This window comes from Segatella copri (genome assembly GCF_003465495.1).
Classification (GTDB): Bacteria; Bacteroidota; Bacteroidia; order Bacteroidales; family Bacteroidaceae; genus Prevotella; species Prevotella copri_G.
This window is the reverse complement of the sequence record NZ_QSAV01000047.1, coordinates 17,137-28,650: the sequence shown is the minus strand read 5'-3', so window position 1 is coordinate 28,650 and position 11,514 is coordinate 17,137. Positions and strand designations below refer to the sequence as shown.

Sequence of the window (11,514 nt, the reverse complement as noted above, 5' to 3'; positions counted from 1 at the left end):
TTTTTTGAATTATGCAAGGTATAAACGCGGAGCCGCTTACTTTCAGATCAAGTAAAGGATGCCAACTTTGGAGATGATGTGAAAAAGTCTCTTAGCAGTGGGGCTGGTTCTTTAGTTACCTCTGCTGTGGGAGCTGCTTTAGGTTCTTTTATTGGATCGTTTTCCAAGACAACTCAAACCACTCAATCTGTTCAGTTGAATACTGTAGGAACTGTAGAATTAGAAGGTGAGATGAAAACATTGCAAACAGGATTGATTGTGCCTTTGTCTATGTCTATATCTGTGAAAAATGTTGGGCGATTAGGAGTTTGGTGCCTTACGAAGAAGCCTGCTGTTCTTGTAAATCCTTATGTGGTTTTAGAAAAGCAAAATATTGGGATTCCATTTTGGTTCGATTATAGGATGTATGCTAGTACTGATTGGGACAATAGAGAGTATGTTGTCTTTAATCCTGATTTGGTTTCTAGGTTAGGTGGTTCTAATCCTGCTCGAGTTAGGGTGGAAACTCAAATAGGTGGTCCTTGTGTTCAAAATGCTTTTGGTACCAAATATTCTGATCACGGTATGGTGGATTTTATTACAAATGGTAATTGGCTATATGGCAAAACATACACAATGGGAAATTCATATTATCTTGTTACTTTACCTTTTTGGGATGAAGATGGTAACGTTATAGATGACATGGATATTTCACAAGCTCCAATTGAAACTTATATACCAACTACGCCTGATGGTCTTCCTGGAGCTCGTTCAGAGTTTGATACATTTTCAGATTTCATTTCTCTGTTTAACATAAAGATAAATACAAAAGAAGGTAACATGGTTTCTTTATATCACAAGTTTGTTCCTTATTTAAAATGGGATTATTCTCGTTTTGATGACCACCTGTATTTAGAAGAATATCCTAATGTTCCTATCGTAAAAAAATAATGTTTTTTGAAAAGGTGTTCGGTGATTATTATAAAATATTAACTCGTTGGTAAGTGTTTGCGAGTTTGTATGTTGAAAGCTAAATATACTACAGTCTATAAATTGCGTCACTGTGATTCTCGCTTCGAGCTGACCATCGCCAAGAATGGTGATCTGTGGCACTCCTACGGGTTACTATCTGAAGAAGTTGCTGCATGGTGATATCGACCTTACTTCAAAGACCAAGAAGCAGGGCGACTATCATACTTGGGTTACCTATCGTCTGGGTGAGTTCTATCTCAACTATGCTGAGGCTGCATTCAAGTATCTGGGCAGCGCCACTGCTACGAGTGCCGATCTCCCTATGTCGGCAGACGAGGCTGTGGACAAGATTCGTCAGCGTGCCGGAATGCCTGATTTCCCTACTTCGTTGAGCAATGAGGAGTGGTGGAGCAAGTATCAGAACGAACGCATGGTAGAACTTGCCTTCGAGGGTCATCGCTTCTGGGATGTACGCCGCTGGAAGGAGGCTAACAAGTTCTTCAAGAACATTCAGGAGATGAAGATTACCAGGAACGATGATGGTTCCTTCACCTATACCCGTGAAACCGTACAGCGCCAGTGGGATGACAAGATGTATCTCTTCCCAATCCCTAACGACGTGATGCTGAAGCACGAGAAGTATGGACAGAAGTGGGAGCAGAATCCAGGCTGGTAATTTATAATTATAAGAATAAAAAAACTCGTTGGTAAAGAAGCCAACGAGTTTTTTTTGTAATCTATTTGGCAGGCAATCTTTACTTGCCATACTTGCTAGGCGCTATTCCATACTTGTTCTTGAAGCACTTATAGAAATAGGTGGAATCGGAGAAGCCAACCTTTTCGCTGATTTCTGATACCGTGTATTCGCCTTCCAGCAGGAACTTGGCGGCAATGCGCAGACGCTCGTTCTGGATATAGATGTTTGGCGAAACACCCATGATGCTCTTCGTGCGGTTATATACCGTGGTACGGCCCAGGCAGAGCAGCTCGGCAAGGCGGTCTACATTGAAGTTGTTGTCGCCGATATGCTGTGCCACGATTGCCTCCAGCTTGTCCTTGAACTTCTTGTCCAGGGTTGACATCAGGAGGGTTGGCTCATTCTTCTTGAGCTCCTTCACAGGCTTGATCAGGATGGCTTCTCCGCCTGACGTCTGCTCTGGGTTCTCTTGCGGAGCATTCTCTTGCAGGGTCTCTTCCTGAAGCTTCGCCTTCTCCTCAGCCTGCTGCTTCGCCTTCAGGTCCATAGCCACAAACTGCAGGGCTCGGGCGATGAAGAGCTTGAAGTTGCAAGGCTTCACCATATAGTCATCTACGAAGTTCTTGTATGCCTTCAGTATATGGCTGGTATCATCAAAGGCGGTCAGCATGATGACCGGGATATTCTGCGTCTCCGGATCCGCCTTCATGTTGCTTACAATCTCGTAGCCGCTCATTTCCGGCAGCTGGATGTCGCTGATGAGCAGGGCTGGCTTAATCTTCCGGATATTCTCGTAACCCGTCTTGCCATTCATGAATGTTTCCACATGGAAATAGACCGACAGCTCCGACTTGATCTGTTCCAGCATGTCCGGATCGTCTTCTATCACCATCACGGTAACGTTGTTGATGGCTTTCGGAGTCATCTCCTTCACAATCATGTCTATCTCGTCCTTGTCGATGCTGTGGTCGTCCAGCGCCTTCTTCTCGATGATATCCTCCGGCTGATACTTGCCGGCATCGTCTGGCAGGGCAAGGCAGAAGCGGCTGCCTCCGAGATTCCGGGAACGCTGATAGGTGAGCGAACCCTTGTGGATTTCTGCCATCTTATGCGCCGTATAGAGACCGATGCCCATACCGCCCTTGGAAGCATAGCCGTGCATGAATGGCTTGAAGAGGTCAGCCTCTCTTTCCGGCTTGATGCCCGGACCGTTGTCTTCTACCGAGAAGAATACGATGTCGTTCTCCAGATAGAGTCTTACGCTGATGATGCCCCTGTCCGGGGTATATTTCACGGCGTTGCTCAGCAGGTTATAGACGATGGTTTCCACCTTTTCCTGGTCGAAGAGTATCTCGTGGTTGCTGGTCCAAGGAGTGAAACTCATGGTGATGTTCTTCTGCTTGGCTACGGTATAGAAATCATTGTAGATGGTGCGCACGAAACCGATGATTTCGCCCTTTTCTACATTCAGCTTCATATTGCCCGTATTGATCTTGCGGAACTCCATCAGCTGGTTGATGAGTCGCTGCAGTCGCTTGGTTCCTCTGGAGAGAGTATAGATGGTGTTCTTGGAAGCATAGCCTTCTCCCTTGGTCATCATCTTTTCCACGGCACTCTGGATGATGGCGAGCGGGGTGCGGAACTCATGAGAGATATGGGTGAAGAAGTTGATTCGGAAATCAGACATCTGTTTCTCCAATGCAATCTGCTGGTTCAGCTCGAAGTTTCTCAGCCATGAACGGTAGTAGAGTACTCCGGCTCCGCTGATGATGAGCAGATAGATGCACCACGCCCATACCGTATTGTACCAAGGCTGGCAGATGGTGATGTGCAGCAAGGTTTCCTCGCTCCACTGGTTGCTGCCTATACGGGTACGGATATGTAGGGTGTAGCTGCCTGGGTTCAGGTCGCTGAACTCGGCATGGTTGATGCTGGTCATCGGGCGCCAGGTCTTGTCTATTCCCTCCAGATAGTACTGGTACATCACATTCTGGATGTGCGGATAATCGAAGTTGGAGAAGTGAAGTGTGAGCGAATTCTTGTCGTGTGGTAGGCTGATTTCCCGTGTATAGTTCAGCGCCTTGGTCAGGAATTGCTCGTTTTCTGCTTCGTATATCGAGATACCATTGATGGCGAGGTCGGTGATGACTGCCTTCATCTTAGCTGGTGGCATGCTGATGGTGCGGGATGGCTGGATGAAGATCATACCGTCGGAAACACCGAATACCAGTCTGCCATCATTCAGCTTGGTGGCGCAGTTCTCCGTAAAGTTGTTGCTGAAGATGGTGCGTCCTGTCTGGAATGAACGGATATCATTGGCGTTGAGACGGGAGATTCCTTCCTCTGTACCAATCCAGATATTGCCGTAGTTGTCTTCCTCCAGCGAGCGGGTATTGTTGTCGGTGAGTCCCTTGCTGGTATCAAACAGCTCGTACTCCAGTTCCCGGGTCTTCTCGTCGTAGCTGCATTTCAGAACGCCTCCGGTTGCTGCAAACCACAGTTTTCCGTCGTGTGCCTCGATGCCGCAATTGATTTCGCTTACGGGCAGCTTTCCGTTTTCGTCGCTGAAGCGGAGGAACTTCTGGGCTGTGATCTTCTTTTCAGCAGTATTAACCATCAGGATGCCATTGTTGCTGCATACCCAGAGCCTGCCTTTGCGGTCCAGAAGCAGATCATGGATTTGGGCTTCCTTGCCGTCAGCATTCAGAAACTGCTCGAATTTCCGTGGCTGTTGCCCCGTAGTCTGTGGGGTGATGAGCAGACCTTCTCCCCAGGTGGCAATCCAGGCTCTTCCCTGCTTGTCGAAGATGGTCTTGTAGAAGGCGGCACCTGGCGCATAATGTTCCTTCTTATATTTGGAATATCTTACATTGTCAATGTAGATGCCGTCTCCCTTGGTAGATATCCATTTCTTGCCCTGCGGATCTATGGCATAGTCATAGACGCAGGCGTCGGTCTGCCTTTCCAATGTTCGCTGTTGGGTCCTGGTATCATAGATATAAGTCCTGTTGGCACGGGTGCTGACGGCGAGTTTGTCATTGCCTATGTTGCTGATATGTCGCACGTAGTTGCTCCATTCCCGGTTGGTATTTGGTTCTATCTTGACATGCTCTGTGTAGAGATCCTTCAGTTCACGGCAGCAATATACGCCATCTCCGGTACAGATCCAGATGCATCCGCTGCGGTCGATGAATATGTTCAGCAGGAAGTCGGAATGGAAGAGCGGGTCCTTGTCTGCTGCAGAGAAGTGCTGGAGTTCATCTTCCTTCGGGTTGTAGATGAAGAGTCCGTTGCCATAAGATACGATGTATACATTTCCGAGGGCATCTTCGGCAGCCACGAAGTTCTTGTCTCTACCGTTGATGTAAGCCTTGTCGTCCAGCAGATGGAATTTTCTGAAGAGGTTTCCCTTCTTGCTGAACAGGTAGGCGTTTCCCTTCTTGTCGTAAAGAAACTCATAGGATTTGAGAAAGGTTTTCGACATGGCATTCGGTATCTGGATGGCTGGCTTGTGGAAGATGCCGGTCTTCAGGTTCATGGCAAAAGTTTCTTCCTGGGTAAAGATATACCATTCTCCCTGCCAGAAGAAGGAGGCGCGCGATTTACCCACATATCCCACCATGGATGGAAGATGGGATTTCCGGACGAGTTTGCCCGATTTGTCATAAAGGAAGGCATCGCCCTTGTCGGTCAGCACGGCGATATGATTGCCGTCAGTAGTCAGGGTGATGATATGTTGGTTCTTGAGCATCAGATGACTCTTGCCATCAGGGGTGATGCGGTTAAGACCTTTACCGGATGCTATCCATACATTCTGTTTGGCGTCTTCTATCATCTGTAGCTGATTGTCGCCTATCAGTTTGCCGTTCTTTGTAGTATAATCTGTGGCTTGAAACTTTCCGTTGCTATAAGTCAGGTATCTGGCTCCGAAATCCCCGGAAAAGAGCCACATGCCATTCTGGCTCTTGAATCGGTTTTTCAAGAGCGTAGCATTCTCCTTATCGAAATAATCGGAAAAATGAGCAGTTTCCAGGTCGAAGCAGCAGAGGATATTAGATGGATTGTAGCCCCAGATGAGTCCGTGTTTCTCGTCGTTGATGAGCTGGGAGATGGAGTGGTGACTCTTTTGCCCGGAGTTCTTGCTGAGATTGGTGAAGTTGATAAACTGATAGCCATCATATCGGCTCATACCGTTCGGGGTACCGAGCCAGATAAATCCATCTCTATCCTGGATGATATCGTTCACCGTATTGCACGACAAGCCATCCTTAGCCGAGAGACGCTTCCCGTCTAATTTGATGCTGCCGAATGCCTGCAGAGGCAGCAGCCAAATACTGATGATTCCTGCTATATATAATAAGGTGTAGAATGTCTTTTTGTTTCTTTTCATTTGATAGGTCGTTTGATTCTTCTGCAAAAATACGATAAAATCCTTAGACTGCAAAACAAAAAGAAAGAGAAAATGTAATGTGAAAAACAAAAAATGGGCAAAAGTCAAAAAATAAAGGTGAATGGTCAAAATATAAAGTATAGTCGGCAAGAATAAGTGGTATTTTTGCTTTGACATCTCCTGGTAGAAGGTATCGCTTTTTTCTTCTCATACAGAAAACTGTAAGAATGGAATAATGGAGAATTGTATGATAGTTCTCTTCTTTGGATAATATTACTAGGTAGATGAAGCGGATTATGTGTACTTTTGTAACAGAATTATAAAACAATAAACAACTATCATCATGCAAGTCAAACAAATGTTATTTCCGATGATGAGTATGGTGCTGAGTATGGCTCCCTGCTCTCATCTCCATGCACAAGGACAGACTCCGGTATCGCAGATGGAGAAGCTGGACCGTGGCTTGGTGGCTTTGCCTGCCCAAAACCAGGGAATCTTCCTCAGTTGGCGATTGCTGGGTACGGATAGCAAACACGTATGCTTCGATGTGGAGAGGGATGGAAAGATTATCGCCCATCAGGTGAAGCTGACCAATTATACAGACCGGAAAGGTTCCTCTGCCAATACCTATCGGATCATCACTTATCAGAAAGAACCCAGGATGGATGCTCCGGCTGAAAGAGAAGTTTCGAAGGCGGTGAAGCCATGGAACAATCTCTATCGCTCCCTGCCCATCAACCGTCCTGCCGGCGGTGTCACTCCCGATGGAAAATCCTACGAATATACCCCCAACGACTGTAGCGTGGGCGATGTGGATGGGGATGGAGAATACGAAATCATCCTGAAATGGGACCCAACCAATTCGCATGACAATTCGCACAATGGATATACGGGAGAGGTCATCTTCGACTGCTATAAGCTGGATGGAACCCAACTCTGGCGCATCAATCTGGGTAAGAATATCCGTGCCGGTGCTCACTATACCCAGTTCCTGGTCTATGATTTCGATGGCGATGGCAAGGCGGAGATGATCTGTAAGACATCGACGGGTTCGGTAGATGCCAAGGGAAAGTTTGTGAGCGATGCGGCTATGGATGCCGGAATCCGAGAACTGGACAATGCTGCCGATTATCGCAATTCGAGAGGTCGCATTATGGCAGGTCCCGAACTGCTTACAGTCTTTAATGGCGAAACCGGAAAGGCGATGCATACCATCTGGTATCAGCCCAACCGAGCCTTCGATACAGGTCGGCAGGTGGAAGAGGGAGAGCATCTGGAGAACGGATTCCCTGCCTATTCTTCAGTCTGGGGCGATAAGAACAACTATGGCAACCGTGGCGAGCGATACCTTGCCGGTGTGGCTTTTCTGGAGGGTGCCGACAAGCAGCCAAGTGCCGTGATGTGCCGTGGCTATTATACCCGTTCTTATCTCTGGGCGGTAGATTTCGACGGAAAGGAACTCAAAACCAAATGGCTCCATGCTTCGCTGACTCCCAACGACTGGAAGGTAACCGATGCCGATGGAAAGGTACAGAAGGAGGCTCATGGATGTAAGGATACGGCTTATGCCCAGGGTGCTCACAGTCTGGCTGTGGGCGATGTGGATGGGGATGGATGTGACGAGATTACCTACGGATCTGCAGCCATCAACCATGATGGAACCTTGTTGTATTCTACCGGATTGGGACATGGCGATGCGCAGCATCTTGCTGATCAGGATCCCGACCGACAGGGATTGGAATATTATATGGTACACGAAGAATATCCCTACGGTTCTGATCTGCGGGATGCACGAACAGGCGAAATCCTGTTCCGTACACTCGATAAGGATGATACCGGAAGAGGATTGGCTGCTGATATCGATGCCCAGCATCGGGGATATGAACTTTGGTGTTCGGATGCTCCTGTTGTAAGAGACATCAAGGGTAAGACTGTTTCGGCAGAAACATCTTTATCCTATAAGAAGAATCATGAAGCTGATCATTTCAGAAGTAATGAGAAAACGAGTTTCAAAGCTGTTTCCAGAATGTCGGCAATGAACTTCCGGATCTATTGGGATGGCGACTTGCAGGATGAACTTCTGGCAAACGGCCGTCCTCCTCATTTCCCTCCTTATCTCCAGAAATGGAACGGAAAGGAAGCGGTGGCGTTGCCTTTGAGCAATGGCAAGCAACTGTATGAGATGGGCAACTCGGTGAGTTGCAACTGGTCGAAGGCGACTCCTAATCTACAGGCTGATCTCTTCGGCGACTGGCGAGAGGAAGTCATCTATTGGGATAAGAGCGATGCCTCGCATCTCAATATCTTCACCACCAATATCCCTACGGACTATCGGGTTCCAACCCTGATGCACGACCATATCTATCGGATGGGAGTGGCCTGGCAGAATGTAGGCTATAACCAGCCTCCGCATCTGGGGTATTATCTGCCCGATCATGCTGAGAAGATTCAGAAATAAGAATTTGAAATAAAAAAAGAGATTCTGACAAAATAGAGATGTATCTGATACGTTTATTAAGATATAAGGAAATACAGAGAATATAAGATATAAAGCGATAAAGGATATGAAAAGAATATTATTCGCCCTATCATTGATGGCGGCAACTACCGCTTCCTTTGCCCAGGTGGCAAAACCAATGGAAGATGTCAACAAAGTTATCGACAATACCGCGGATAGTCTGAACAAGGCGATGACCGCACGAATCCAACCGGGAACCAGTCGCAAGGGCAACAACCCGGTACTCTTCCTGATTGGTAACTCAACCATGCGCAATGGTACTCTGGGTAATGGAAACAATGGTCAGTGGGGCTGGGGTTACTACGAGCACGAGTTCTTCGATGCCAATAAGATTACGGTAGAAAACCAGGCGCTCGGAGGTATGAGCAGCCGCACCTTCTACAACCGTCTCTGGCCGGATGTGCGCAAGGGTATCAAGGCAGGCGACTGGGTAATTATCTCCATCGGTCATAACGACAATGGACCGTATGATAGTGGCAGGGCACGTGCCAGCATCCCTGGCATCGGCAAGGATTCGCTCAATGTCACCATCAGGGAGACTGGTGTCAAGGAAACCGTTTATACTTATGGTGAATACATGCGCAAATACATCAACGACTGTAAGTCGCTGGGTGCTCATCCTATTCTGATGTCTCTCACTCCATGTGATGCCTATGATGAGAATGATAAGATAGTTCGTGTCAATAAAACCTTCGGATTGTGGGCAAAGCAGGTGGCTGAGCAGGAGCATGTACCTTTTGTTGATTTGAATGAGATTTCTGCAGCTAAGCTTGATAGCTATGGTCATTGGAAGGAGAAGTATCATTTCTTCAAGGATCATATCCATACCTCCCGCTTCGGAGCAATGATGAATGCCCGTTCGGCTGCAGAGGGATTGGCAGAGAGCAAAGACCCAAATCTGGCTCCTTTGCAGGCGATGATGATCAATGTAGCTTTGCCTACAGAGAATTTCAAGCGCGAGCCTGGCAAACCAGTTGTCTTCTTCACAGGCGACAGCACCGTGAAGAATGCCGATAAGGATGAAGACGGCATGTGGGGCTGGGCATCTCAGGCTTACACCATCTTCAATCCAAAGAAGATCACCTGTGTGAATGCAGCCAAGGCGGGTCGCAGTTCCCGTTCTTATCTCAATGAGGGAAGATGGGATAAAGTATATAACAGTCTTCAGCCGGGCGACTACGTGCTCATCGAGTTCGGTCATAATGACATCTGTTCTATGACCGATAAGAAGATGCGTGGTTCCATACCTAGTGCCAAGGATACCTGTCATGTTTATCAGATGGAAGAGAGCAAGCAGTATGAGGTGGTTTATTCTTTCGGCTGGTACCTGAAGAAGTTTATCCAGGATGTGCGAGAGAAGGGAGCTACCCCAATCCTCGTTTCCCTGACTCCTCGTAACGAGTGGCCTAACGGAAAGATGGAGCGCCGCAACGATAGCTATGGAAAATGGTATCGTGAGGTGGTAGCTGAGACGGGCGTTGCCTTCCTCGACCTCCACAACATCGCTGCCGATTCATACGATAAGATAGGCAAGGAAAAGGTGAAGGCATATTACAAGAAGGATCATACCCACACCAGTCTGAAGGGTGCCCAGCACAATGCCAAGTGCGTGGCGAAGGGCTTGAAGAAGATGAAGAGCCCATTGGCTAAGTATCTGAAGTAAAATGATAATTTACAATCAATAAAGATATCATCAGATGAAGACAAAATATATTTTAGTAACAGCTCTTTTGGCTCTGGCCTCTATGGTTGGAACCAATGCCCAGAGTTTTGATATTGATATGACCAAGGTGCAGCCTGTTTATTCCGCAGAGAATGGACAGGGATATGATATCGTGGCTGCACCAAAAGCTAAGAGTAATGCCCCTTTCTTCTATTCTGTGAAGGTGGCAGATGGCAACTATAAGGTCACCGTGGTGCTCGGTTCTAAGAAGAAAGCAGGCAAGACTGTGGTTCGTGCCGAGAACCGAAGACTGATGCTCGATGAGGTGAGTACCAGGAAGGGGGAGTTCAAGACTTTCTCCTTCGTCGTGAACAAGCGTTCTCCTTATATTACCGATAAAATGAACGTAAAAATCAAACCTCGCGAGAAGGAGACGTTTACCTGGGATGAGAAGCTGACCTTGGAGTTTACGGGTGCTGCCCCAGCTGTAAAGAGCATCAAGGTGGAACCGGCTCCTGCTGAAACCACCACCGTTTTACTCTGTGGCAACTCTACGGTAGTAGATCAGTTTACAGAGCCATACGCTTCCTGGGGGCAGATGATTACCCGTTGGTTCGGTCCGGAGGTGGCTATCTCAAACCATGCCGAAAGCGGATTGACAGCAGGTTCTTTCCTCGCTTCCAACCGTCTGGACAAGGTATTGGCGATGATGAAGAAGGGCGATTATGTCATCTGTGAGTTCGGACACAATGACCAGAAGGAGAAGTATGCAGGCAGTGGTGCTTGGTATAATTTCTCTTTCAATCTGAAGAAATTCATCGACGAGGTTCGCAAGAAGGGTGGCAACATCATCTTCGTAACTCCTACCCAGCGCCGCCGTTTTGATGATGCTACCCATAGCAAGATTCTGGAAACTCATGGCGATTATCCTGATGCCATGAGAGCTGTGGCTAAGAGAGAGGATGTTCCTGTCATAGAACTCCACGATATGACCCGCACTTTCTTCGAGACTTTGGGTTATGAGAACAGCAAGAAATCGCTGGTTCACTATCCGGCAAATACTTATCCCAAACAGACTAAGGCTCTGGAGGATAACACCCACTTCAATCCATACGGAGCCTACGAGGTGGCAAAGATGGTGGTGATGGGAATGAAGCAGCTCAAACTGCCTATCGTGAAGTATCTACGCAGTGACTGGAAGGACTACAATCCTGCCCAGCCAGATGATTTCAATCAATTCGTGTGGTATCCATCCGTGAATCAGGATGTAACCAAGCCGGACGGAAATTAATAAA

At 47.4% G+C, this 11,514-nt stretch carries 5 protein-coding genes and 1 pseudogene; 5 read left to right on the top strand and 1 reads right to left on the bottom strand.

Annotated elements, in window-relative coordinates; translation table 11 throughout:
- Window positions 1-78: 78 nt before the first annotated feature.
- Together DWV53_RS12450 and DWV53_RS12445 are read left to right on the top strand one after the other, a co-directional pair.
- Window positions 79-930, top strand: coding sequence for a hypothetical protein (locus tag DWV53_RS12450; protein WP_118154417.1), 852 nt, complete (start codon window positions 79-81; stop codon window positions 928-930).
- A gap of 157 nt (window positions 931-1,087) precedes the next feature.
- A pseudogene (locus tag DWV53_RS12445) lies at window positions 1,088-1,627 on the top strand (RagB/SusD family nutrient uptake outer membrane protein); the annotation flags it as partial.
- A 79-nt stretch (window positions 1,628-1,706) separates the two neighbouring features.
- Here the strand turns inward: DWV53_RS12445 and DWV53_RS12440 are convergent.
- Complete coding sequence (locus DWV53_RS12440) at window positions 1,707-6,038, bottom strand: hybrid sensor histidine kinase/response regulator transcription factor (protein WP_181992492.1); 4,332 nt, start codon at window positions 6,036-6,038, stop codon at window positions 1,707-1,709.
- A gap of 343 nt (window positions 6,039-6,381) precedes the next feature.
- Here DWV53_RS12440 and DWV53_RS12435 point away from each other — a divergent pair, with 343 nt between their 5' ends.
- The 3 genes from DWV53_RS12435 to DWV53_RS12425 all read left to right on the top strand — a co-directional run bounded on the left by DWV53_RS12435 (window position 6,382) and on the right by DWV53_RS12425 (window position 11,510).
- On the top strand, window positions 6,382-8,496 hold the full coding sequence (locus tag DWV53_RS12435; RefSeq protein ID WP_147468794.1) for a rhamnogalacturonan lyase: 2,115 nt from the start codon (window positions 6,382-6,384) through the stop codon (window positions 8,494-8,496).
- A 106-nt stretch (window positions 8,497-8,602) separates the two neighbouring features.
- A complete protein-coding gene (locus DWV53_RS12430; protein WP_437181750.1) occupies window positions 8,603-10,219 on the top strand; it encodes a rhamnogalacturonan acetylesterase in 1,617 nt (538 codons plus the stop codon).
- 34 nt (window positions 10,220-10,253) lie between these two features.
- Entirely contained in the window at window positions 10,254-11,510 is a 1,257-nt protein-coding gene (locus DWV53_RS12425; RefSeq protein WP_118154405.1) for a rhamnogalacturonan acetylesterase, read from the top strand.
- Window positions 11,511-11,514: the final 4 nt, after the last annotated feature.